Source organism: Enterococcus sp. DIV0008 (assembly GCF_050542615.1).
In the GTDB taxonomy this organism is placed as follows: Bacteria; Bacillota; Bacilli; order Lactobacillales; family Enterococcaceae; genus Enterococcus_D; species Enterococcus_D innesii.
The window spans coordinates 680,001-702,595 of the sequence record NZ_CP172937.1; the positions used below are offsets into that span (position 1 = coordinate 680,001).

The 22,595-nt window shown below is 44.0% G+C and carries 22 protein-coding genes, 2 tRNA genes and 1 other annotated feature (2 of these 25 cut by a window edge); of the genes, 18 read left to right on the plus strand and 6 right to left on the minus strand.

Annotated features, from left to right (window positions below; genetic code table 11):
- Window positions 1-491: the 3' portion of an HAD hydrolase-like protein gene (locus IGI84_RS03160; RefSeq protein ID WP_081119118.1), read on the plus strand. Its footprint begins 160 nt before the window's first position; the window shows 491 of its 651 coding nt (coding positions 161-651); its start codon lies off the left edge, out of view; it ends in the stop codon at window positions 489-491.
- 49 nt (window positions 492-540) lie between these two features.
- On the opposite strand, the gene IGI84_RS03165 is transcribed toward IGI84_RS03160, so the two are convergent.
- The gene (locus IGI84_RS03165; protein ID WP_194195699.1) at window positions 541-897 is read right to left on the minus strand and encodes an iron-sulfur cluster biosynthesis family protein; all 357 of its coding nucleotides are present in this window, start codon (window positions 895-897) and stop codon (window positions 541-543) included.
- A gap of 392 nt (window positions 898-1,289) precedes the next feature.
- On the opposite strand from IGI84_RS03165, the gene IGI84_RS03170 reads away from it, so the two are divergent.
- Together IGI84_RS03170 and IGI84_RS03175 are read left to right on the plus strand one after the other, a co-directional pair.
- A complete protein-coding gene (locus tag IGI84_RS03170; RefSeq protein ID WP_005237544.1) occupies window positions 1,290-1,724 on the plus strand; it encodes a universal stress protein in 435 nt (144 codons plus the stop codon).
- A 358-nt stretch (window positions 1,725-2,082) separates the two neighbouring features.
- A complete protein-coding gene (locus IGI84_RS03175; RefSeq protein WP_081119116.1) occupies window positions 2,083-2,322 on the plus strand; it encodes a hypothetical protein in 240 nt (79 codons plus the stop codon).
- Between the two features lie 94 nt (window positions 2,323-2,416).
- On the opposite strand, the gene IGI84_RS03180 is transcribed toward IGI84_RS03175, so the two are convergent.
- Window positions 2,417-2,489, minus strand: a tRNA-Thr gene (locus IGI84_RS03180).
- Between the two features lie 194 nt (window positions 2,490-2,683).
- Between IGI84_RS03180 and IGI84_RS03185 the strand changes: the two genes are divergently transcribed.
- Window positions 2,684-2,757, plus strand: a tRNA-Asn gene (locus tag IGI84_RS03185).
- Between the two features lie 91 nt (window positions 2,758-2,848).
- Here IGI84_RS03185 and IGI84_RS03190 read toward each other — a convergent pair.
- Window positions 2,849-4,237, minus strand: a complete 1,389-nt coding sequence (locus tag IGI84_RS03190) for a hypothetical protein (RefSeq protein ID WP_430600754.1) — start codon at window positions 4,235-4,237, stop codon at window positions 2,849-2,851.
- The gene (locus IGI84_RS03195; RefSeq protein ID WP_005237540.1) at window positions 4,234-4,623 is read right to left on the minus strand and encodes a GntR family transcriptional regulator; all 390 of its coding nucleotides are present in this window, start codon (window positions 4,621-4,623) and stop codon (window positions 4,234-4,236) included. Before IGI84_RS03195 ends, IGI84_RS03190 begins: the two co-directional genes overlap by 4 nt.
- A gap of 164 nt (window positions 4,624-4,787) precedes the next feature.
- Between IGI84_RS03195 and IGI84_RS03200 the strand changes: the two genes are divergently transcribed.
- The 6 genes from IGI84_RS03200 (at window position 4,788) to IGI84_RS03225 (ending at window position 11,545) form a co-directional block, all read left to right on the plus strand.
- Window positions 4,788-5,804 (plus strand): acyltransferase family protein, encoded by a 1,017-nt coding sequence (locus tag IGI84_RS03200; protein ID WP_194195697.1) that lies wholly within the window; start codon window positions 4,788-4,790, stop codon window positions 5,802-5,804.
- 119 nt (window positions 5,805-5,923) lie between these two features.
- The gene (locus tag IGI84_RS03205) at window positions 5,924-7,252 is read left to right on the plus strand and encodes an aminopeptidase C (RefSeq protein ID WP_005225135.1); all 1,329 of its coding nucleotides are present in this window, start codon (window positions 5,924-5,926) and stop codon (window positions 7,250-7,252) included.
- 345 nt (window positions 7,253-7,597) lie between these two features.
- Entirely contained in the window at window positions 7,598-8,986 is a 1,389-nt protein-coding gene (locus IGI84_RS03210) for an L-cystine transporter (protein ID WP_081119110.1), read from the plus strand.
- Between the two features lie 158 nt (window positions 8,987-9,144).
- On the plus strand, window positions 9,145-9,924 hold the full coding sequence (locus IGI84_RS03215) for a tyrosine-protein phosphatase (RefSeq protein ID WP_081119108.1): 780 nt from the start codon (window positions 9,145-9,147) through the stop codon (window positions 9,922-9,924).
- A 16-nt stretch (window positions 9,925-9,940) separates the two neighbouring features.
- Complete coding sequence (locus IGI84_RS03220; protein WP_081119107.1) at window positions 9,941-10,771, plus strand: fructosamine kinase family protein; 831 nt, start codon at window positions 9,941-9,943, stop codon at window positions 10,769-10,771.
- Between the two features lie 15 nt (window positions 10,772-10,786).
- Window positions 10,787-11,545 carry an acyl-ACP thioesterase domain-containing protein gene (locus tag IGI84_RS03225; RefSeq protein ID WP_015509041.1) on the plus strand — a complete coding sequence of 253 codons (759 nt, stop codon included), beginning with the start codon at window positions 10,787-10,789 and terminating at the stop codon, window positions 11,543-11,545.
- Window positions 11,546-11,595: 50 nt separating this feature from the next.
- Here IGI84_RS03225 and IGI84_RS03230 read toward each other — a convergent pair whose 3' ends face one another.
- Window positions 11,596-12,564, minus strand: coding sequence for an asparaginase (locus tag IGI84_RS03230; protein ID WP_005237533.1), 969 nt, complete (start codon window positions 12,562-12,564; stop codon window positions 11,596-11,598).
- A gap of 88 nt (window positions 12,565-12,652) precedes the next feature.
- Here IGI84_RS03230 and IGI84_RS03235 point away from each other — a divergent pair, with 88 nt between their 5' ends.
- The 3 genes from IGI84_RS03235 to IGI84_RS03245 all read left to right on the plus strand — a co-directional run bounded on the left by IGI84_RS03235 (window position 12,653) and on the right by IGI84_RS03245 (window position 14,979).
- Window positions 12,653-13,483, plus strand: a complete 831-nt coding sequence (locus IGI84_RS03235) for a DUF72 domain-containing protein (RefSeq protein WP_081119106.1) — start codon at window positions 12,653-12,655, stop codon at window positions 13,481-13,483.
- Between the two features lie 8 nt (window positions 13,484-13,491).
- Window positions 13,492-14,352 carry a Cof-type HAD-IIB family hydrolase gene (locus tag IGI84_RS03240; protein WP_081119105.1) on the plus strand — a complete coding sequence of 287 codons (861 nt, stop codon included), beginning with the start codon at window positions 13,492-13,494 and terminating at the stop codon, window positions 14,350-14,352.
- A gap of 96 nt (window positions 14,353-14,448) precedes the next feature.
- A complete protein-coding gene (locus IGI84_RS03245) occupies window positions 14,449-14,979 on the plus strand; it encodes an HAD family hydrolase (protein ID WP_081119104.1) in 531 nt (176 codons plus the stop codon).
- A 71-nt stretch (window positions 14,980-15,050) separates the two neighbouring features.
- Here the strand turns inward: IGI84_RS03245 and IGI84_RS03250 are convergent, their stop codons facing one another.
- Window positions 15,051-16,400, minus strand: coding sequence for an aspartate kinase (locus IGI84_RS03250; protein ID WP_081119103.1), 1,350 nt, complete (start codon window positions 16,398-16,400; stop codon window positions 15,051-15,053).
- Between the two features lie 358 nt (window positions 16,401-16,758).
- Here IGI84_RS03250 and ezrA point away from each other — a divergent pair, with 358 nt between their 5' ends.
- The 5 genes from ezrA to tpx all read left to right on the plus strand — a co-directional run bounded on the left by ezrA (window position 16,759) and on the right by tpx (window position 22,429).
- Window positions 16,759-18,480, plus strand: a complete 1,722-nt coding sequence (gene ezrA, locus IGI84_RS03255; protein WP_016611694.1) for a septation ring formation regulator EzrA — start codon at window positions 16,759-16,761, stop codon at window positions 18,478-18,480.
- Window positions 18,481-18,666: 186 nt separating this feature from the next.
- Window positions 18,667-19,809: a cysteine desulfurase family protein gene (locus IGI84_RS03260; RefSeq protein ID WP_081119120.1), complete on the plus strand. Its 1,143-nt coding sequence runs from the start codon at window positions 18,667-18,669 to the stop codon at window positions 19,807-19,809.
- Window positions 19,810-19,856: 47 nt separating this feature from the next.
- Window positions 19,857-21,065: a tRNA uracil 4-sulfurtransferase ThiI gene (thiI, locus tag IGI84_RS03265; RefSeq protein ID WP_042890128.1), complete on the plus strand. Its 1,209-nt coding sequence runs from the start codon at window positions 19,857-19,859 to the stop codon at window positions 21,063-21,065.
- A gap of 153 nt (window positions 21,066-21,218) precedes the next feature.
- Complete coding sequence (locus tag IGI84_RS03270) at window positions 21,219-21,872, plus strand: redox-sensing transcriptional repressor Rex (RefSeq protein ID WP_005237525.1); 654 nt, start codon at window positions 21,219-21,221, stop codon at window positions 21,870-21,872.
- A 65-nt stretch (window positions 21,873-21,937) separates the two neighbouring features.
- Window positions 21,938-22,429 carry a thiol peroxidase gene (gene tpx / locus IGI84_RS03275; protein WP_081119102.1) on the plus strand — a complete coding sequence of 164 codons (492 nt, stop codon included), beginning with the start codon at window positions 21,938-21,940 and terminating at the stop codon, window positions 22,427-22,429.
- Between the two features lie 57 nt (window positions 22,430-22,486).
- Window positions 22,487-22,595: a binding site (T-box leader), on the plus strand (it continues 126 nt past the right edge of the window).

The window sequence follows — 22,595 nt, forward strand, 5'->3', positions numbered from 1 at the left end:
GTGGCTTGGGCTTAGATGAAGCAGCTGCCCAGCAAGCTGTTGCCTTTTACCGTGAAAATTATCGTCAAGCGGGTATGTTTCAAGTCCAACCATATACGTTGATCGAAGAAACATTGCAGGAGCTGGCGCAGGAGCACGATTTGTATATCGCTACGTCGAAACCAGAAGTTTTTGCAAAAGAGATCCTGACCCATCTCAAGTATGATGGCTATTTCAAAGGAATCTATGGGGCGGATCTTGAGAATAAACGTGGCGAAAAAGCGGCGGTTATCCGCTACGCACTTACTGAGATCGAAAAGGAGCAAAAAGCGCAGCAAACCATCATGATCGGCGACCGTGAGCATGATATTTTAGGTGCAAAAGAAAACCAGTTACCGGCAATCGGCGTTTTATATGGTTTTGGGTCAAAAGAAGAATTGCTTGATGCTGGTGCGATCGCTTTAGCCGCTGAGACACAAGAACTCTTAGCGTTGATTCCAGATTCATTATAGAGAAAAAAGAGCTGACAAGCACCTTACAAGGCGTTTGTAAGCTCTTTTGTTAAGCATTCGTTTGTTTCAACTGTGGAGAGGATTCCAATAAAAGATTGGTATCCAAATAGCCGCTTTCGTTTTTCAAAATCAAGGTTCCTGAAGTTGGGTGAACATCTAGAATCAGATGACCAGTCAAGAACATTTGATCATAGGTTGATGTAAAGAAAGTAAACTGATTGCTTGAGACTAACTCATTGTATGAGTCTAACGGTTCATCGATTGGTGTGATCAAAAAACGTTCGCCGATCATACAGCATCCAGCTGCTGAAGAAAATTGGTTCGATCCGTCATTACTCGTCAGAATATATAAGTCGTGTCCTTCTGGAAAGCGAGCAGCGGCAGTAGGGGTAATATGTAAGTCCATTTTGCATGATCTCCTTTTTGAAACGAATGAGCAACAAGCTGTTTCGTTTCGATATTTGTTGATAAACCAAGTGTATCACTCCTCTCAGGGATGTGACAGCAACTTGCTTTTCAACCAACCAAGCTTAAAGTTTTAGCAAGAAAAAGGCGATAATACCGATTATCAGCAAGAAAAGCCCTAAATACAAGAGCACAGTGACTGCAGCATGGAAAAAAGAGCGCATTTCTTTCACCTCGAATCATTGTTCTCCTTATTTTACTGCATAATTGCGGAACCAAGTAAGGACCTTCACAAATCTTAAAGGAAGTTTTAGGTCTCTTAAGAGTAGACATCGTCCTTTTTTGTAACGCTTCCATTTTTTGTGGTAAAATAAAGAAAAGGAGGCGATTTGGATGTTACGTAATTCTCAAAATGTACTTGTTGCCTTAGATGGGTCGGATCAGTCAGAAAAAGCGTTCCAAGAAGCACTCGCGATTTGTCGTAGGAACAAAGCCAAATTGTATGTCCTCTCTGTTATTAACAATGCTGAGTTATCCACAAGTGCCTATGCTTTTGCGAAAATTTTTGATCAAGAAAAATTACGTGTGGAAACGGATATGTTGAAAAAAATCTATGATGCCAATCAACATGGGGTGGAAGATGTTGAGGTGATCGTTGAAGTCGGCGATCCAAAACGTTTTATCATTCATGCAGCGACTGAATTGTATCCAATTGATTTGATCGTTATCGGTGCAACTGGTAAAGGCACATTGACCCGAGCTGTCGTGGGCTCAACCACCGATTATGTCGTCAATCATTCGAAATGTACGGTGCTGGTCGTGAAGTAAAAATTTAAATTAAACGGAAAAAATATGTTATTTTTTAAGTTAGCACCAGGCATCTCCTTTCAAAAAAATTCAGTTTAGTTGAAAAATCTGCTCTCTTAGCTTTAGGAGAGCGGGTTTTTTGTTGTAAAAAAGAAGTGCCTAAAACTGAGCTGTGAGTAACGATTGAAAACGTCTTTTCGTCGTTCTATCAAAAAAATATTTAGGTAAATTGAACTAGGTTGACCGTTAGAAAAGATAGTTTGTTACACTTTTAATAAGCAAAGGCTGTAGGAAAAGTAATGGAGAGAGGGGCTGATAATTTACTGAGTTTCCATGATTCAGCTGGTTGCAAATGTTTATCATTGGAAAGGAGAATGAAATGAAACGTGTTGCAGAAAACTATTTGGTTGTTTTTTCGATTCTTTTGCTGATTATATGGTTAGGCTTGATCCAAGTAAAAGAATATTCCCAAGAAGCAGTTCTGTCGATCATTTACTTTATTAATCTATATACGCTCTTGTTTAAATTTAAAGATGCAGTGAGGATGGTGAAAGCCGTTGTATCTGTCCTACTATTGGGTTTTACGATCTTATTTCTTTTGTATATCGCAGGGAATTAGGGGCAATACGAATGATTAAGTTAAGAAAATATCGCTATATTTGGGGAATTAGATGCACAAAAAAGACAACGTCCTAGAAACGTTGTCCTACCAAAGCCACTTGACGGGCTTGAACCGTCGACCTCATCCTTACCATGGATGCGCTCTACCAACTGAGCTAAAGCGGCGTGTTATTTAACACAAGATATAGAATACCGTAAAGGCGCTGCTTTGTCAATGAGATTTTCGGATATTTCTTGAGAAAAACACTTTGCGGGAAGGGAAGTTTCTAAAAGGGGATTTTCTTGAAAAAAAGGAACAAAAAATCGATTTTTGCTCTTGCTAAATTATCTGACTATTTGGTATAGTACAGATAGATTCTTCCGGCATAGCTCAGTTGGTAGTAGCGCATGACTGTTAATCATGATGTCGTAGGTTCGAGTCCTACTGCCGGAGTATCAAAAACGACCTTCGTTTCGGAAGGTCGTTTTTTTTGATTGTGGATAGGCTGGGGATAATGTGTTCCCCAGTTTTTTCTCCAGAACTCTCACTTCGCTGAGGAAATCTTCTGTACTAGTTCCTCATATAAGTCCGTCGTTTCGGCGGTTTTTTTATTTGTGTAAAAAACGGTTGGGCCATCTTTGGTGGTGACTTTTAAAATAGGTGTCGAGTTTATGTCCACGAACATTCTGGCTGGTTCACCGGCAACGGTAAACTTACCGATTTGGTAACTGGCGGTTCCTACACCCATGGTACGAACACGAGGCGATGGCAAAGCTTCGATCAATTCCACTGTTTCTATATCTGCCAAAGAGACCGTTGTTTTCCCGGTCATTGGTGCATCAAAGGTGACTTCTTGTCCTTGCACTTCGCCGGTGATCGCATCAGGAGCGAAATCTAAGCGGTACATTGGAATGATGGTACCGACCATTAACACAAGTAAGAAGACAGCGGTGATGCCTGCGACGATTTGTCCGCTGCGTTTGCCTAGATTGATGCCGATATTCATCCCAACACGGTCAGGAACGAACAGTCGCGCATCATTAGGATTGATGTAAAAACCATATCGCCAGTAAGCATCTTCACCATAATAGCGCGGTTGTCCTGCTGGTTCTAAGAGTTGATCTTGTTTTTTACGCAGATCTAGCAACAAGAAGAAGGTAAAGACGATCAAGAAAACCACCAAAACAACAAAGAGAAGTAAGAGGATAGTACTGAATGCTCCAGTAGCGGACATGGACGCCAACGGGACAGTCAACAAGAGCAGTGTAATGGTACAAGTGACAGCGATCAATAAGGACCAATAGCGCTTTGTTAAATCATTGATGTGCTGGTCGATAGCTGAATCACCGCTGATCCCGCGAACGGGTAAGCGGCTGATGATCACCCAGAGATAGAGGAACAGCGCAAAAATTGCTAAGGAGACGCCGCCCATCAAGTATCCTGTAGAAAGATCAGGCAACTGCCATGCTTGGTACAAACTGATCATCAACAAAATCCCCGCAGGAACGAGGCTATACCACGGCAACATCCGTTTATTTTTGGCTTGAACGAGTTTGGTATCGATCCGAATCGGATCGATGGGTAGTTCCCATCCATTGGCAAGGATCAATTGCCGCATTTTCCCGATGTAATGCACTTGCACCAGGTAAGCTGTTCCCAGCAAAGCGGCCATATAAAGCCAGAACAGGGTAAGGATGATGGAGTCAGATAAATTGAACAAAAAAAGGAGACTTGCTACACTAAATGTACCAACGATTTGTAAGATACGCTTGCGAAATTCTGTGATCAAGCTGTGGACGCTAGGATCATCCAGATGCTCAGGAGCAAGGGTATTTTCGAGTAAAACATTTTTGTGGGGTTTACTGATCAAGCGTAAACCAAAGGCGGTCGTCCCACAGAGGACAAGAGCAATAATGAAAAAAAGATAGGTCATTTGCATTCATTCCTTTCAGGAAATTGGTCCAGCAGTTGTTGAACATCCGTTAAAAGCGCTTGCTTGCTTTTGCCGTGTAAGAGAGCGGTTGCTAGCTGTAGCTGCAAGTTTTGGCGATACTCCGCTTCTTGTCCGGAAGTAAACGGTGGTGGCGCGGCAACGGCGGTTCCTTTGCGGCGATCTGTGACTAACAAGCCTTCTTCTTTGAGGGAATTGTAGGCTTTTGAGATCGTCATGGTATTGATGCCGATCTCTTCGGCTAATTGACGGACGGATGGCAGCAATTCGCCAGCGGCCAAATCGCCTTTTGCGATACCGACAATGATCTGTTCCCGCAACTGCTGGTAGATGGGTTGGTTGCTTTGGGTTTGAATATCAAATATCATCGAAAACAGCTCCTTTGTATTATATATATTAATACAAACGATACAAAATAGCAACTGGTAATCAAATGAACAAGAATCGTTAGAAAAAAGTAAATAGCTTGTTACAGTTCTGTTTCATGGATCAGGTATCCTTTGACAGATACAACTTAGAGGAGGAACTTTTTATGAGCCAATCGCAAAGAACGGCTTACTTTGATAATGCAAAATTTTTACTGATGATCTTGGTCGTCTTCAGTCACTTACTACAGCCTTTTATCGGCGATCAGAAGTTTTATCATGACCTATATTACTTTATCTTCACTTTCCACATGCCAGCTTTTGTTTTTCTGGCTGGGTACTTTGCCAAACCGTTGACGAAGGGACACAAGCTTCGTGAGCTGATGAAAAAGTTCTTGCTGCCTTATGTCTTCTTTCAGGTGTTTTACACCGTCTATTACTGGTTGATCGGTCTACGGGAGTCGTTACAAATCCAACTGTTGAATCCGCAATGGGCACTTTGGTTTTTGCTTAGCATGTTCTTTTGGCAGCTCTCGCTGCTAGTCTTTCAAAAAATGTCTAAAAAGCAGGCGATCTTGCTGAGTATCGGCTTGAGTATCTTCGCTGGCTACGTGCCGTTTTTAAATCAAGTGTTGACCTTGCAACGGACCTTTGTCTTTTTGCCGTTTTTCATCATCGGGTTTTATTTTCCCAAAAATGAGATGCGCTTTTTACTGAAACCAAAGATTCGGACCATCAGTTTGCTTTTCTTACCGATCATCTACACCTTTATCGCGTTTTTTCATGGGATGAACAAGTACATGGTTTTTGGTTCCAAGCCTTATGACGATTACTTGAGCTATCCGTTGTTCGGCGGTCCCTTGCGTGCGGTCTTTTTCGTGATCGGGCTGATGGGGATCATCGGCTTTATGAGCCTCGTGCCCAGAGAGCACTTGTTTTTTACGAATTGGGGCAAAAACACTCTGCTGGTCTATCTTTTACAAGGGATCTTCATCAAGGGCTTGCGGGCATTAGCGATCACCGACTTGAATCTATCGGTATTAGGCTTTGTGACGTTGGTGTTAGCCAGTGTTTTACTGACGATCTTGCTAGCCAGTCGCCCGATCCGCTTTCTGTATGCACGATTTGAACGAGGACTATCCTTTGTTTTACTTGGCTTTTTGCTTTTGATGCTCACCCTTTAAATCCTTGATACGAGCAACCGTTCTTAGAAAGATGATCCTTTCATTTTTCTAGGAGCGGTTGTTATTTGAGAGGCAGAGGCGTAAAATGGAAGGAACGGAAAGTGAAAGGATGAAGAAATATGTCAGAAATTTCAAAAAAGACCACCGCTGCCTTTGCGCAAGCGTATCAAGACAACAATAAACAAACGGCACTGCAACGGAGTGTGGTGAAAAATGGGATCACCGCTTCTGCAGAAAACGTGTCAGCAAAAGTCAACAATGTGCCAGTTTTTTCAGTTGATGTGACAACCGGGAAAGTCTCAAACCAAAAACAATCAGGTCGCTGCTGGATGTTTGCCGCATTGAATACATTCCGTCATAAGATGCTGAATGATTTCAATTTAAAAGAATTTGAATTGTCGCAAAACCATACCTTTTTTTGGGACAAATACGAAAAAGCCAACTATTTCTATGAAAATATTTTAGCAACTGCCAACGAGCCTTTGACAAGTCGCAAAGTTGCTTTCTTGTTGCAAACCCCACAACAAGATGGTGGGCAATGGGACATGATCGTTTCGATTTTCCAAAAATATGGTGTCGTGCCAAAAACAGTCATGCCAGAAAGCAGCAACTCTTCTAATTCTCGTGATCTAAACAATTACTTAAACAAAAAACTGCGTAAAGATGCGGTTGCTTTGCGTCAGCTAGTAGCCGAAGGCAAAACAGCTGAAGACATCCAAACAGCCAAAGAAGCGATGTTGGAAGACATTTATCGTTTCTTAGCGACTTCTTTAGGCACACCGCCAGAAACCTTTGATTTTGAATACCGTGATGAAGACAAAAATTATCACATTGATCGCAACTTAACACCACAAAGCTTTTATGAAAAATATGTTGGTGTTGACCTTGACGATTATGTCAGCATCATCAACGCACCAACTGCCGACAAACCTTACAATCAATCGTATACCGTAGAAATGCTCGGCAACGTGGTTGGCGGCAAAGAAGTCAAATACTTGAACGTCGATATGCCGACCTTCAAAAAATTAGCGATCGCTCAATTGGAACAAGGGGAGTCCGTGTGGTTCGGTTGTGATGTCGGTCAATCTTCTACCAGAGATACTGGGATCATGGCATTAGATGCCTATGATATCAACGACTTATTTGATATCGACTTTACGATGACCAAAGCAGAACGCTTAGATTTTGGCGAAAGCTTAATGACCCATGCGATGGTCTTGACCGGTGTTGACTTGATCGATGGCGAATCAACCAAATGGAAAGTCGAAAACAGCTGGGGGGAAAAAGTCGGAACGAATGGTTTCTTCGTCATGAGCGATGCATGGATGGATGAATACACCTATCAAATCGTGGTTCGCAAAGAATTCCTGACAGCTGAACAATTGGCTGCCTTTGAAGCAGAACCAACGGTCTTAGCACCTTGGGACCCAATGGGGGCTTTGGCGTAAGTCAGCAATTTCTATTGACCTCTTGAATATTCTCTGAAATTTTTCAAAAAGACGAAATGAAAAAATAACGAACCAGTTGCCGCAATCTAACTGTTAGGAAAGCAGAAATCCTAGCAGCAGGGGGGTGTGGCAACGGTTCTTTTTTTATTTTCTGACAAAAAAGCGGTACCATCACAGAAAACTGGAAACTTATTTATTGTAAGATGAAGCAAACTTCTTTAAAATGGAATAGTCACTAATGATGCCACACGTCTCATTAGAGTGAACTGTTGAAGAATGGTCACTGGGAACCTTTACTTCCTCTGACAGACTTTGTCATGTTTACTGAACAAAAGGAGGATTCAAATGACAAATCTGTTAACTATTATTGTTGTTCTACTTTTTGCTGCCCTTATTTATGGGTTCTACTTATTGCAAAAGCGTCACCTGAAGTTTTCAACGCGGGTCTTTGCGGCGTTGTTCGTCGGGATCGTTTTTGGTGGTGTACTGCAGCTGATTTTTGGGACAGGCTCTGACGTTATCACGCAAGCTCTTGACTGGATCACGATGGTCGGTAGCGGCTATGTAGCTCTCTTGCAAATGCTGATCATGCCCTTGATCTTCGTTTCGATCGTTGGTGCTTTCACCAAGATGAAAGAAAGCGAAAAAATCAAGAAGATCAGTTTTACGGTTCTTGCGACTTTGCTAGGGACAACGGCGATCGCTGCCTTGATCGGGATCGTGATGGTCATGGTCTTTGGTCTTGACGGTGCCAGCTTTACCGAAGGCGCAACGGAAACAGCGCGGATCGCAGAATTAGCGGAACGTTCGACACAAGTCCAAGATCTATCGATCCCACAACAAATCGTTTCCTTCATCCCAAGCAATGTCTTCGCCGACTTTGCTGGTACTCGTTCGACAAGTACGATCGGGGTCGTGATTTTCTCAGCCTTTGTTGGGATCGCCTTTCTTGGTGTCAAACGTAAATCACCGAAAGAAGCGGAAACTTTTGCGAATTTGATGGACAGCTTATATAAAATCGTGATGCGTATCGTCACGTTAGTTTTGCGCCTGACACCTTATGGCGTTTTGGCATTGATGACAAACGTATTAGCTTCAAGTGATTTTGAAGCCATCTTGAACTTAGGCAAATTTATCATTGCCTCTTATGCGGCTTTGATTTTGGTCTTACTCGTTCATTCATTATTGCTGATCGCTGTTCGGGTCAATCCAGTAACGTATTTCAAAAAGGCCTTTCCAGTCTTGAGCTTCGCCTTTACTTCTCGTTCAAGTGCGGGTGCCTTGCCATTGAACATCGAAACCCAAACCAAAGCGTTAGGTGTTGATGAAGCCACGGCTAACTTTGCAGGCAGCTTTGGTTTATCGATTGGTCAAAACGGCTGTGCGGGTGTTTATCCAGCGATGTTGGCAACGATCGTTGCACCAACGGTTGGGATCAATGTCTTTGATTGGCAGTTTATCCTGCTGCTAGTTGCAGTAGTTACGATCAGCTCATTCGGCGTTGCTGGTGTCGGCGGTGGCGCAACCTTTGCTTCATTGATCGTCTTAGGCTCAATGAACTTGCCGATCGCCATCGTAGGCTTAGTTATTTCTGTTGAACCATTGATCGATATGGCACGGACACTTGTTAATGTCAGCGACAGTATGGTTGCGGGAATGGTGACCAGCAGCCGTATCAACGAACTGGATCGTTCGATCTTAGATGATTCTGCGGCCGTGATCGAAGCCGAATAGAAACATTTTGTAACAAGCGAAAGCAAAGAAAGACTGCGTGTGGTCTTTCTTTTTTTTGTCCGTTAAAGCTCAGCTCATAGAAAAATCTAGGTTTCAGTGCACTTAATAGCGAAGTTTCTGCTATACTTTTAACTAGAACATCGCGGGAGGGATAAGCAATGACACAATTGATTCAACTAGAACGAGCAGCAAACGTCAGAGAACTTGGCGGCTATCAAACGACAAACGGCACGACGATCAAACGAAAAAAATTGATCCGCAGTGCGGCGATCAATGAATTAACTGCTTCAGATCAAGCAGTACTGGCAAACTATGGGGTCAATCAGGTCATTGATTTTCGCTCCATCGCTGAAGCCAATGCACAGCCTGATCGACCGATCGCCACAGCAAAGCAGCTTTTTTTACCTATTTTCAAAGAAGACGAAACGATGGTTTCCTTGTCGCCAGAAAGCTTGAAGCAGCGCTTGGAAGATGGGGAAGATGCCGAAGAGCAGATGAAAAAAGTCTACCGTCACTTTGTTGAAAGCGACTATGCCCGCCAACAATATCGGCAGTTCTTTGATCATGTGATCGACAATGCGGAAGGCGAAGGTGCAACCTTGTTCCACTGTACCGCTGGCAAAGATCGCACAGGCTTTGGCGCCTTTTTATTGCTGCATGTGTTGGCGGTGGCACCAACGACGATCAAAGAAGATTATTTAGCGACCAATCGCTATCTAGCCCCAATGCTAAAAGAAAAATTTGCCCCAATGACCCAGCGTTTGCCGCAAGAGCTGTTAACGGCGATCACGGTTTTGATGAGTGCCAAAGAGAGTTTTCTTGATGAAAGTTTGGCAGCGATCGATCAGCATTTCGGTTCGGTCGATCAGTATCTTCTGCAAGGACTAGGGGTGACGAAAGAGGAACAAGCGTATTTGACTGCCCAACTGACTGAGTAAAGAAAGGGAGATCCGTATGGAGGAAGCATTGTTCGCAGCAATCGGGATGACCGGCTCGCTGACGCCCATCAGTGGTGGGGATGTCAATCAAACCTATCGTTTCACTACAGCGGAAAATCGCTATTTTTTAAAGACCCATCCTCATGTTTCATCGATGTTCTTTCAAGCAGAGATCAACGGCTTAGCTGAATTAGCTCCTTTCGTGCGGGTGCCAAAAATCGAACGTCTCGGTCAGACCGAAGAGGGGGCGTTTTTATTGATGGAATGGATCGATAGTGGGGAAGGACAGCAGCGACGCTTAGGCCAAAGCTTGGCTCGGCTTCATCAGCAGACGCAGGAGACTTTTGGTTTTTACGAAGACAATTACATCGGCTTTTTGCCGCAAGTCAACCCGAAAACCACCCATTGGCTTGATTTTTACACAGTCTGCCGTTTGGATGTGCAAGTCGAATTAGCGAAGCTGGGTAATCGCTGGCATGCCAAACGGGAAGCCGCTTATCTGCGTTTGAAAGATTTTTTGCATGAGAATTGGCGTGATCGCAGCGTCACACCTGCTTTATTGCACGGTGATTTTTGGCGGGGGAATGTGCTGTTCGATCAACAAGGAGAACCAGTGTTTCTTGATCCAGCAGTCGCTTATGGGGATCGAGAAATGGATATTGCGATGTCCCAGCTCTTCGGCGGTTTTCGTCAGGAATTTTTGGAAGGCTATCAAGAAGTCTATCCATTAGATGAGGATTGGCAAGAGCGACTGCCAGTGTATCAATTGTATTATTTATTGGTCCATTTGAATCAATTTGGCGAAAGCTATGGACCCAATGTCGATGAACTATTGAGTCGTTTTTAGGAGGCAATTAGAACTATGGCAGCAAAGTATCAAACCACGCATGAAGTGGCGTATTATGAATGTGATGTCAACCAAACGATGACGTTTCCAGCCATGCTAGGCATCGCCATCAAGACATCAGAGGAACAAAGTGCGGCGTTAAACCGCGGACCAGAAGTCATCGCTAGTTACGGCTTGACCTGGATCATTACCAGCTATCACATAACGGTGACTCGTTTGCCGCGCGTAGGGGAGCAGATCCAAGTGGCGACCCAGGCGAGAGAATACAATAAGTTTTTCTGTTACCGTTACTTTTGGTTATTGGCAGAAGACGGAACGGAACTGGTCAAAATCGAGGCGGTTTTTGCGTTGATGGACCCGGAGACGCGCAAAGTCAGCAGTGTACCAGATGAGATCGTGGCGCCTTTTGGCAGTGAAAAAATCAAGCGAATCAAACGCTATCCGAAGATCACCCCTATCACACAAGGACAATTTTTGCCGTATCGGGTGCGTTTCTACGATATCGATAGCAATCAGCATGTCAACAATGCCATGTATTTCAATTGGCTGATGGACGTCTTAGGCTATGAGTTTTTAACAAAACATGAAGTGACACAAGTGACGATCCGCTTTGATCGGGAAGTGGCTTACGGCCATTTGATCGAAAGCCATTTTCAAATCAATGAGAAGACAGTCGATGAAGCCGGCGAGGCTGTGCCGCTGCAAACGATCCACGAGATCAAGATTGGTGAGGATACTTACTGCGAAGCCATCTTTACTTGGCGAGAAAAATAAAACAACCCTTTTGCCTCCGTTAGCGGAATGGCAAAAGGGTTTTTGTTTGGTTAATTCTCCATGAAATCAGGCAGTTCATCCATGGTCAACCCACGGTTTTTTGCTATCAGCAATTTGATGCGGGCTTTTTGGCTATTGATGCTATTGCAGAAAATCACCCCAAGAGCTTGCAATTCGATCCCGCCGCCTAAGTAGTCATAGACCGGCTCGGCAACTCCGTTGAAGCAGCGAGAAACTAAGACGACTGGAATGTTTCTAGCGATCAGTTTTTTCAAAGGTTCTATGGTTTGCGGGGGCAGATTGCCAGCGCCTAAAGCTTCGATCACTAGTCCATCGATCAGCGAGTCGGCTAAAGCATCGAACAATTCCCCAGTCATCCCAGCATAGGCTTTGACGATCGGAAACAGACCGTCGACACGATCAACATCCAAATGGCGGTTATTTAACAGCTCTTGCATAAACAAGATTCGGTGCTTTGTGACTAAGCCAATCGGACCTAATGTCGGGGTACGGAACGTCGCAATATTGGTGGTGTGGGTCTTCGTAACATAACGTGCGGAATGGATCTCATCGTTCATCACGACTAAGACGCCTTTTCCTATGGCATCAGGTGATTTCGCCACCCGAATCGCACTTTCAAAGTTATACAGCCCGTCACTGCCAATTTCATTACTTGAGCGCATGGCACCAGTCACCACGATCGGTAATTGACCGCCGATCGTGGTATCTAAAAAGAAGGCTGTTTCTTCCAGCGTATCGGTTCCGTGAGTGATCACGACCCCATCGACACCGCTTAAATGCGCCAGCTGGATACGTTCTTTCAGCTGCAGCATTTCTTTTGGCGTCATATGAGGACTGGGAATATTAAAAATATCTTCGACGATCAATTCAACATCGTCGTCAATGTGGATCGGTGCATCCATCAGTGGATTGCTGACATCAGGGCTGACGCCGCCAGTCAGGGTGTCTTCTTTCATGGCGATGGTGCCGCCAGTGTGCAACACGAGAATTCGTTTCATTTTTTCATCACCTGCAATGATTTATTTACTCTTAACTCAAAACTATTGTATACTATTAAAATAAGAAAACAAGGAGCGATGGGAAAAAATGATTCGAATTGGTTGTACCACATTTAGTGAACATGGCAGTCTCGTGCAAAGAAAAAACTCGAAATTATTTGAGTATGCCCGTTATTTTCCGTTAGTTGAGCTGGATACCACCTATCATTTTTTGCCAAAAGAAAAAGATGTGCGCAACTGGTTGACCCAGATTCCCGAAAATTTTCGCTTTGTGTTGAAAGTCCATCAAAGTGTGACCACCCAAGGGGATTTGCCAGATCAGTTGACCATGACTGAAGCGCTGCAGCTTTACAAAGAAGCGATCGCGCCAATGATAGAAGCGGGCAAACTGTTTTGCCTACTGGCCCAGTTTCCCAACAGCTTTAAATGTACGAAAGAAAATGTCGCCTATTTAGACCAAGTGCGAGATTGGTTTGCGGGCTACCCCGTGGCGATCGAGCTGAGAGACAGCAGCTGGTATCAGCCAAAACTGTATCCGGGCATGATCGATTATATGAAGCGAAAACAGTTTTCCTTAGTAGTCGTTGATCAGCCAAAAAAGCTATCGACCACGATTCCCCTTGATCCAACCGTGACCAATCCCGAGTTTGTCTTGTGCCGTTTTCACGGACGCAACGACAGCGGCTGGACAGCGACAGGACCAGACGCCAAAAATCTGCGGACCTTGTATCGCTATGACCAAGCCGAACTAACGGAGTTAAAACAAGCGGTCCAAGCCATCGAAGCCAATGCCAAAGAAGTCGCAGTGGTCTTCAATAATAATGCCGGTCGTGATGCCGCTGACAATGCCCGCGCATTGATCGATGCGCTGCAGATCGATTACGAAGCATTAAATCCTAATCAGCTGAAATTATTTTGAGGAGTCATATGATAAAAGCAATCTTTTTTGATATTGATGGCACACTGATCGCCAGCAACGGCAAGGCACTTGCCAGTACCCGTGAAGCCATCAAACAAGCCCAAGCCAATGGCGTCCTCTGCGGCATTGCCACCGGACGTGGTCCGGTTGATTTAGAGAAGGTGATCGATTACTTGTCGTTAGACATGTTTATCACCTATAACGGCCAATATGTCTACACGAAGGAAAACTTGATTTATGCCAAACCATTTCCAAAACAAACATTGGAAGCGATCGTAGACTACGCCGATGAAAATTACCGTCAAGTCATGTTTGGCGGAGAAACCCAAGTGGCTGGTAGCTTGACGATCCGTTTAAGCCAATCACCCGTCATGCAGCGCTACTTGCGCTATGTGCCCAAAAAATTTCCCGTCGGTTTTTTAAAGAAAGTTTTGCAGCGCTTCAGTCCCAATCGCAACGCCAAACGTTATGAATCATTGGACATTTTACGAGAACCCATCTATCAGTGCATTATGCTGAGCCCTGAATCAGAGCGCGAAAAATTACGGTCCAAGCTGCCGCAATGTGATTTTAAGCGATCAAATGCCTATTCTGTTGACATCGTGCCGAAAAACGGTTCAAAAATCAAAGGCATCAAAGAGTTTTTGGCCTATGAAGGGATCGCGATGGAAGAAGCGATGGCCTTTGGGGATCATTTTAATGATGTGGAAATGTTAGAAGGCGTGGGGATCGGGGTTGCGATGGGCAATGCCCAGCCTATCACTAAAGCCAGTGCTGACTTTGTGACGGACACCAACGATCATGACGGCATCAAGAAAGCCTTGATCCATTTTGGCATCATTGCCAAGGATGCTAAAGCCAAGGAATGAAAAAAATAAGCAAGTAGCCAATCCATGAAGCAACGTAGGAGACAGCGTAGAACCATGAAACAGAACCATTAGAAAAAGCAGAAAGAAGCGAGTAAAATGAGTCCATTTGAAATGACGGAAGAGTTTCATAAAACCTTTGATCCAACACGACCGCCATATCCACAAGCTTTTTCAGCGGAAAAAGCCCAGTTTCGTGCTGGTTTTAAAATTGAAGAATTAGTTGAGTTCCTTTATGCTGCCAGCAACAATGACGAAGAGACCTTCCAATCAGGTCTGGAGCATTTGCATCAAGCGATCGATCAAGCCCAAGCCAAGCTGGCTGCCAAAAAACAGCCTGTCAGTGATTCTCTAGTAGAACAAGTCGATGCGCTCTGTGATCTGCTGTATTTTACCTATGGCTCTTTTTCACTGTTAGGGGTCGATCCAGCGCCGATCCTGGCTATCGTTCATGAAGCCAACATGGGGAAACTTTTCCCAGATGGGCAGCCCCATTATGATCCTGAGACCCACAAAGTCATGAAGCCGAGCGATTGGGAAGAACGGTATGCTCCTGAACCGCGAATCAAGGCAGAAATCAACCGCCAATTGGCGCAAAAACAAGCGCAAGCCCACGAATCGTCAGAATAAAACAGAAACGTGCCAGTTGCCCGTTCCGATTGCTTATCAGCAAAAGGAGTGGTGCAACTGGCACGTTTGGTTTAATCAAAGAACGTGTAGTAAAGGGTTCTGACAGCGGCTTTTTCTTGTTCTTTGTGGATGCCGAACATGATGCTGACCTCAGAGGACCCTTGGTTGATCATCTCTAAGTTGATATTTTTCCGCGCAAGGGCAGCGGTACTGTCGGCAGTGATTCCGACTCTTTGACGCATTCCTTCACCAACGACGACGACCATGGAGAGATCGTGGGTCATTCGCAGTTCATCGGGATCGATCTCGTAGGCGATTTTGCGCAGCAGCTCTTCTTCCAATACTGGATTCAATTGGTTGGAGCGCATAATGATCGAGATATCATCGATTCCTGAAGGCATGTGTTCATAATTTAAATCAAATTCCCGGAAAATCTCTAAGACTCGTAACGTGAACCCAACTTCGCGGTTCATCAAGTATTTGCGGATATAGATCATACAAAAGCCTTCGTCACTGGCAACGCCGATCACCGGCTGATCCAAGTTGTCTCTTTGGTTGGTGATCAAGGTACCGGGATGACTTGGGTTATTGGTGTTTTTGATCACCACGGGAATTTTTGCATGGTATGAAGGCATCAACGCCTCATCGTGCAACACAGTAAAGCCGGCATAAGACAGCTCCCGCATTTCTCGGTAAGTCACTTCTTTGATGGACTCTGGATGATGAACGTAGCCTGGATGAGCAGAAAAAATCCCATCGACATCGGTAAAGTTTTCGTACAATTCTACTTGCAGACCAGCCGCCACGATGGCACCAGAAATATCTGATCCCCCTCGAGAGAAGGTACAAATCTCGCCGGCTTCTGTGTAACCAAAGAAGCCAGGAATCACTAAGATTTCAGAACTATCGCGCCATTGTGCGATCTTGGCGTACGACTTGTTCAAGATACGGGCGTTTTGGGGTTCATCCGTCACTAGCAACCCAAGTTCTTGCGGATTCATGTAGCGAGCAGCTAACCCACGACTTTGTAAAATCCCTGCGATCAATTTGGCATTGTTGTCTTCGCCGCTTGCCAAGACCGTATCATAGAGATGCGGATTGTCTTGGGTAGGCAGCGTTTGAAAAGCCGCCAATGATTGCCAGATGCGATCTAAATGGACTTGTTCGATATTAAAAGGGGCGGCGATCGCGGTATAGCGGGCATAGATTTCTTCGATTAAATCAGTAATTTCTTCTTGAGCACACAGACGGGTACAGACTGCTAGTAACAGATCGGTGACTTTCTGATCGTCACTGGAACGCTTACCAGGCGCTGAAACAACGACAAACCGTCTTTTAGGATCACTTTCAATTATCGCAACAACTTTTTCGACTTGTTCGGCTGAGGCAAGGGAACTGCCTCCGAATTTCGCTACTTTCATTTGACATTACTCCTGTTCAAGCTTTTTACTAGAGTACAGTTTCAATAGGGAGAAATCAAGCGGTTTCTTGAAAAAAATCGGAAAAATCAGAAAAAAAGTCACTTGTTGATGTAAATTTCACGATTTGTTTTCATTATCGATGGAAAAGCCGTGAATGATTTTATTCAATGCGAAAAAAGTCGATCTTTTTTGCCTCAATCTAATGCTTGATTTTTTTCTTTATGCTATAATCTAGCGTAGATGCTTTTTTATAAAGGGACTGTCTGTCCTTTTTATGCTCAATGAACTTATCAATCAATCTGCTGATCAGCAGGTTTTAGACGAAACATGTATATTTGAAAATTGGAGGAACCACAAAATGGGAACTAATATCATCTTTGGAATTGTCATTGCCATCATTATCATCGCAGCGGTCTTGTATGCAATTGGCTTTTTCATGCGGAAGAAAAACCAAGAAAAGCTAAATGACTTGGAAAAACGCAAAGAAAATCTGTTTGACTTACCGGTGATCGAAGAAGTCGATGAAGTAAAAAGAATGCACTTGGTTGGTCAAAGTCAAAATACCTTCCGTGAGTGGAACCAACAATGGACAGATATCTCCACAAAATCTTTTGCTGAACTTGAGAGTCAAATCTTTGAAGTGGAAGAACTAAACGAACGCATCCGCTTTTTCAAAGCAAAAGGGGCGATCGTCCAAGCCGAAGCGACCATGGATGAGATGGAACGTCAAGTAGAAGAGATTCGCGCCGGCTTGAAAGAATTACGAGAAAGTGAAGAACGAAATTCACTAGAAGTCCAAAAAGCGTTGGACGTTTACGAAGACTTGAAGAAGAAGCTACGGGATCAAGGGGAAGAATTCGGTCCTGCTTACAATGAGCTGCAAAAACAAATCAAAAACATTGAAATTGAGTTCACCCAATTTGTTACCTTAAATACTTCAGGCGATCCTGTGGAAGCACGGGAAGTGTTAGACCAAGCGGAAAAACACACCTATGAAGTGGAAGACTTAATGAAACGGATCCCAGCGGCCTACGAAGAATTAAACCGCACCTTCCCAGATCAGTTGAAAGAAATCCAAGATGGCTACAAAAAATTATTAGAACAAAAATATGTGTTCCCAGAAGCAAACTTCCAAGAAGAAATCAACCGTGTGAAAAAACGAGTTGAAAACTCCATGAACGATCTAGCGAAAACAGAAGTCGCTTCCGTTGAAGTGGCAAGTCGTGATACTGCAAGTGATATCGATGCCTTGTATACGGTGATGGAACGTGAGATCAACGCCAAGAAATATGTCATGAAAAATCGCCAAATCATTGAAGACTATATTGACCACGCAACGAAGAACAACCGTCAATTGTTGATCGAGTTGGATCATACGGCACAAAGCTACACATTGAATCATAATGAATTAGGTCGCGTCCGTGGTTTCCAAACGGAAGTCGACGAATTGGCTCGTCGCAACAACGAGTACCTACCACAATTAGAAAAGCACGAAATTCCTTATTCAGAAGTGCAAAGCTTCTACAAAGATGCCTACAAGATTTTGGATGATGTGGAAAGCCAGCAAGTCGAAATCGATGATTCCCTTGCGGAATTACGTCGTGGCGAAAAAGTTGCGCAAGAAAAAGTGGAAAGCTTCGAATTCCGTCTACGCAACTTGAAGCGGTTTGTTGAGAAGCAACGCTTACCTGGTTTGCCAGGCGAGTATTTAGAATTCTTCTTCGTGGCAACAGATCGGGTGGAAGAATTAGGCAAAGAATTGAACAAGATTCGCATCAACATGCAAGAAATCAATAAATTGGTTTCTGTCTGTGAAGAAGATCTTGATCTTTTAGATGAACAAACAAAAGACTTAGTGGATGCTGCGGCATTGACTGAGCAAATGATGCAATATGCCAACCGCTATCGTCATTCTCATCCAGATATCAAGGCAGCGATCGACAAATCACTTTACTTGTTCAGTAAAGAATATCGCTATCAAGATGCGCTAGATGAAATCGGCACAGCGTTGGAACGAGTAGAACCAGGTGCCTTCAAACGGATCGAAAACTTCTACTTCAATAACCGCGACTTAGTATAATACGAAAGCCAGCAGTGAAAAACTGACTGGCTTTTTTCATGGAAAGAATGGCTCGTTGCATGAGTACCGCTTACGAAGGAAGGAAAAGTTTCCTTTAAATAAGGGCAAAGCCAGCGAGTCACCTTGAAACTCAGCCCAAGAGCAGTTATAATGGGAAAGAATTTTTTTAGAGAAAGGGTCCTATCATTGATCTATTTTGACAACAGTGCAACAACCGCTATTTATCCACAAGCTTTAAATACATATGTCCAAGTCAGTCAGCGAATCATCGGCAATCCCTCAAGCCTGCATGATTTAGGAAATCAAGCCAATCGCCTGCTGCAGCAATCACGTCAGCAGATCGCCGATCTGTTAAACGTTTCTTCCAAAGAGATCGCATTTACCAGTGGGGGAACTGAAGGAGACAACTGGGTCATCAAAGGGACTGCTATAGCGAAAAAAGCCTATGGAAATCACCTGATTATTTCCAGTATTGAACACCCTGCCGTCAGTGAAACAGCGGCTCAATTGGCCGAGTTAGGGTTTGAAGTCAGTGTTGTGCCTGTCGATGCCCAAGGCTTTGTCAACGTGTCAGAATTAGCAAAGTTAATTCGCAAAGAAACGATTTTGGTTTCGGTGATGGCGGTCAATAATGAGGTAGGATCGATCCAACCGATCCATGAGATTGCAACCGTGTTAGCGGACTACCCAACGATCCATTTCCATGTAGATGCCGTCCAAGCCATCACAAAGGTCCCGCAAGAGCAATGGTTCAATGAGCGAGTCGATTTTGCCGTGTTCTCTGCACATAAATTTCACGGACCTCGTGGCGCCGGCTTTATCTATTGGAAACAAGGCCGTAAGTTGGCGCCATTGATGACTGGCGGTGGGCAAGAGCAAAATCAACGCAGCGGTACCGAAAACGTACCAGCAATCGTTGCTATGGCAAAAGCCCTACGTTTAGCGACCGAGCAAAAGGCTGAAAAGCCGAACCATGTTCAATTATTAAAAGGCTATTTGCAAGAAGCACTGGCTGGGTACGAGAAAGTCACGCTTTTTTCTGGCACTGAAGGGTTTGCGCCACATATACTTTGTTTTTCATTAAAAGGGATCCGAGGAGAAGTCTTAGTCCATGCCTTTGAAGAAAAGCAGATCTATCTTTCGACGACAAGTGCTTGTTCCTCACGTAAAAAGATGGCCAGCAGTACGCTTCATGCGATGCACGTTCCGGAACAGTTAGCGACATCGGCTGTTCGTATCAGTTTAGATGAGAGTAATACGATGGCTGAAGTCGAACAGTTTCTGATCGTCTTCCACCAGTTGTACCAAAAATTTTCGAAAATCAATTAAGCACGACAGACCACTATAAAATCAATCCAAATCAAAGGAGTTTTCTCGTGAATTATTCAGAAATCATGGTTCGTTACGGCGAACTGTCAACAAAGGGCAAAAATCGTCGTAGTTTTATTATGCAATTAGCTTCAAACGTCAAACGTACCTTAGCAGATTATCCCCATGTCAAAGTTCATGCCGAGCGAGATCGCATGCACTTGCTATTGAACGGTGAAAACAGCCAAGAGATCATTCCTAAGCTGCAAAAAGTCTTTGGTATTCAAAACTTTTCCCCTAGTATTCGGGTTGAAAAAGACATTGAGGTATTAAAGAAAGCCGTTCAAGACGTCATGGCAGAGATCTATACGGGCGTTGAGACCTTTAAAATCACAGCCAAACGCAGTGATCACTCGTTTGTGCAAGATAGCAACCAGTTGAATTTGACCTTAGGTAATGCGGTGATCGACCGTTTTCCTGATATCAAGGTCCAAATGAAAAAACCAGATATCAATTTGCGGGTAGAAATACGGATCGATGGCGCTTATTTGTCCTATGAAACGATCCAAGGAGCAGCCGGCTTACCCGTTGGCACCAGCGGTAAGGGAATGTTGATGCTTTCTGGCGGTATCGATTCGCCCGTTGCAGGCTACTTTGCTATGAAACGCGGCGTTGAGATCGAAGCGGTCCATTTCGCAAGTCCTCCTTATACGAGTGAACAAGCATTACAAAAAGCCAAAGATTTAACGAAGAAGCTTGCGCCTTATGTAGGAAGCATTCAATTTATCGAAGTTCCGTTTACGGAAATCCAAGAAGAAATCAAAAACCGCGTACCGCAAGGTTATTGGATGACCATCACTCGTCGGATGATGCTGCGTTTGACAGATGCGATTCGTGAGGCTCGTCACGGTTTGATCATCTTAAATGGTGAATCATTAGGACAAGTCGCTTCACAAACTTTGCATAGCATGGTCGCCATCAATGAAGTAACCAATACGCCGATCGTGCGCCCAGTGGCAACGATGGACAAATTGGAGATCATTGAAGTTGCCGAAGCCATTGATACCTTTGAATTGTCGGTTCAGCCCTTTGAGGATTGCTGCACAATCTTTGCGCCTCCTCAACCAAAGACGCGCCCAAGACTGGATAAAGTACATCAATATGAAGAGCGTCTCGATATCGAAGGGATGATGGAACGGGCGATGGCTGGGTTGAAACTGGAAGTAATCACGGCAAATCAAGAAAAAGCAGCAACTGAATTCGCTGAATTCTTATAATAATCTCTCTTTTTTAAACTACGACCACAACTGTTATGGAACATTTGTGGTCGTTTTTCATCGTGAGAGAGAGTTTGTGAATATTTTCTTGCTATTGAAAATGGAACATGCTACACTCAATATGTGAATCATTTAACAAGGAGGGTGGACAGGATGGAAGCATTAAGAGATAAAAAACTTCCGAAAGCAACGGCAAAACGTTTGCCAGCTTATTTACGACACTTAAAATTACTGGATGCCTCAGGTATTCAGCGAATCAAATCAAAAGAGTTTGCAGAAATCACGCAAGTTCCTTCAGCCACGATCCGCCGGGATTTTTCTCATCTAGGAGAATTGGGTAGAAGTGGCTATGGCTATGATGTTCCTTATTTGATTGAGGTTTTGAGCTATATTTTAGAAACCAATGAGGAGAAAAAAATCGCCTTGATTGGTTATGGAAATTTAGGAAAAGCGTTAGCTAACAACAATTTTCGCAGAAATGAAAATCTTTCCGTCATCGCGGTTTTTGACAATGATCCAGAAATGATTGGCCAGACCATTAGTGGACGTTATGTCTATGGAATGGACCAATTGGCGGAAGTCGTAGCGGAAAAAGGGATCACCGTAGCGATTTCGACTGTTCCTAGCCGCTATTCACAAATGGCGATCGATGCGATCGTGGATGCTGGGATCACAGCAATCCTGAATTTTGCCCCTGATCCCGTCATCGTGCCAAAAGATGTCAATATCCAATACATTGATTTGACGACAGAATTGCAAACCTTGATCTTTTTTGATACGACCTACTCGCAAAAATCGAAAGTCTGAGCAAATCCTTTTCGTTTTTTGACAATCTTTCTTATACTGGGAGAAAATGCTATAGGAGAGATGTTATGCAAGTTACACGCAAAGAAACGGTTTATGAGATGCCCGGCAACCAACCAAAAGTAGGGGATAAAGCAGCTGATTTTCGCTTGAAAAGTTTAGAGGACAAGGAATACACACTGACTGATTTTTTAGGAAAACCAACGATCATCAGCGTTGTTCCCGATATCGTGACACGCGTTTGTGCGTTGCAGACCAAGCGTTTCAACCAAGAGGCAAGTCAATTGGATGATATAAATTTTGTAACGATCTCTAACAATACAAAAGAAGATCAAGCACAATGGTGCGGCCAAGAAGGCGTCGACATGATCATGCTTCATGATCCGGCGAATACCTTCGGTGAGGCCTATCAAATCATGATCCCAGACTTCGGTCATTTTGCCCGAGCAATTTTCGTTTTGGACCGTGAAGGCGTGATTCAACACGTTGAGATCGTGCCTGAGATTTCCCACGAACCGGATTATCAAGCAGCCATTGATGCGGCGAAAGCAAACCTCTGATTGACTTTCAAAAAAGTTCATTGTAGAATGTAGCAAGATGAAACAAGAATCTATGATAGCAAGACAATGTTCAAGAGGAGTATCAGTGACCCTGGCGGTCAGAGAGAAGTCGGTCGGTGCAAGACTTCCCCAGACACTGAAAAGGTAGCTTGAAGGTCTTTGATCC

Coding starts and splice junctions, on each gene's coding strand:
- IGI84_RS03165 (WP_194195699.1), bottom strand. CDS start 897: ATGGACTTACATATTACCCCTACTGCCGCTGCTCGCTTTCCAGAAGGA.
- IGI84_RS03170 (WP_005237544.1), top strand. CDS start 1,290: ATGTTACGTAATTCTCAAAATGTACTTGTTGCCTTAGATGGGTCGGAT.
- IGI84_RS03175 (WP_081119116.1), top strand. CDS start 2,083: ATGAAACGTGTTGCAGAAAACTATTTGGTTGTTTTTTCGATTCTTTTG.
- IGI84_RS03190 (WP_430600754.1), bottom strand. CDS start 4,237: ATGACCTATCTTTTTTTCATTATTGCTCTTGTCCTCTGTGGGACGACC.
- IGI84_RS03195 (WP_005237540.1), bottom strand. CDS start 4,623: ATGATATTTGATATTCAAACCCAAAGCAACCAACCCATCTACCAGCAG.
- IGI84_RS03200 (WP_194195697.1), top strand. CDS start 4,788: ATGAGCCAATCGCAAAGAACGGCTTACTTTGATAATGCAAAATTTTTA.
- IGI84_RS03205 (WP_005225135.1), top strand. CDS start 5,924: ATGTCAGAAATTTCAAAAAAGACCACCGCTGCCTTTGCGCAAGCGTAT.
- IGI84_RS03210 (WP_081119110.1), top strand. CDS start 7,598: ATGACAAATCTGTTAACTATTATTGTTGTTCTACTTTTTGCTGCCCTT.
- IGI84_RS03215 (WP_081119108.1), top strand. CDS start 9,145: ATGACACAATTGATTCAACTAGAACGAGCAGCAAACGTCAGAGAACTT.
- IGI84_RS03220 (WP_081119107.1), top strand. CDS start 9,941: ATGGAGGAAGCATTGTTCGCAGCAATCGGGATGACCGGCTCGCTGACG.
- IGI84_RS03225 (WP_015509041.1), top strand. CDS start 10,787: ATGGCAGCAAAGTATCAAACCACGCATGAAGTGGCGTATTATGAATGT.
- IGI84_RS03230 (WP_005237533.1), bottom strand. CDS start 12,564: ATGAAACGAATTCTCGTGTTGCACACTGGCGGCACCATCGCCATGAAA.
- IGI84_RS03235 (WP_081119106.1), top strand. CDS start 12,653: ATGATTCGAATTGGTTGTACCACATTTAGTGAACATGGCAGTCTCGTG.
- IGI84_RS03240 (WP_081119105.1), top strand. CDS start 13,492: ATGATAAAAGCAATCTTTTTTGATATTGATGGCACACTGATCGCCAGC.
- IGI84_RS03245 (WP_081119104.1), top strand. CDS start 14,449: ATGAGTCCATTTGAAATGACGGAAGAGTTTCATAAAACCTTTGATCCA.
- IGI84_RS03250 (WP_081119103.1), bottom strand. CDS start 16,400: ATGAAAGTAGCGAAATTCGGAGGCAGTTCCCTTGCCTCAGCCGAACAA.
- ezrA (WP_016611694.1), top strand. CDS start 16,759: ATGGGAACTAATATCATCTTTGGAATTGTCATTGCCATCATTATCATC.
- IGI84_RS03270 (WP_005237525.1), top strand. CDS start 21,219: ATGGAAGCATTAAGAGATAAAAAACTTCCGAAAGCAACGGCAAAACGT.
- tpx (WP_081119102.1), top strand. CDS start 21,938: ATGCAAGTTACACGCAAAGAAACGGTTTATGAGATGCCCGGCAACCAA.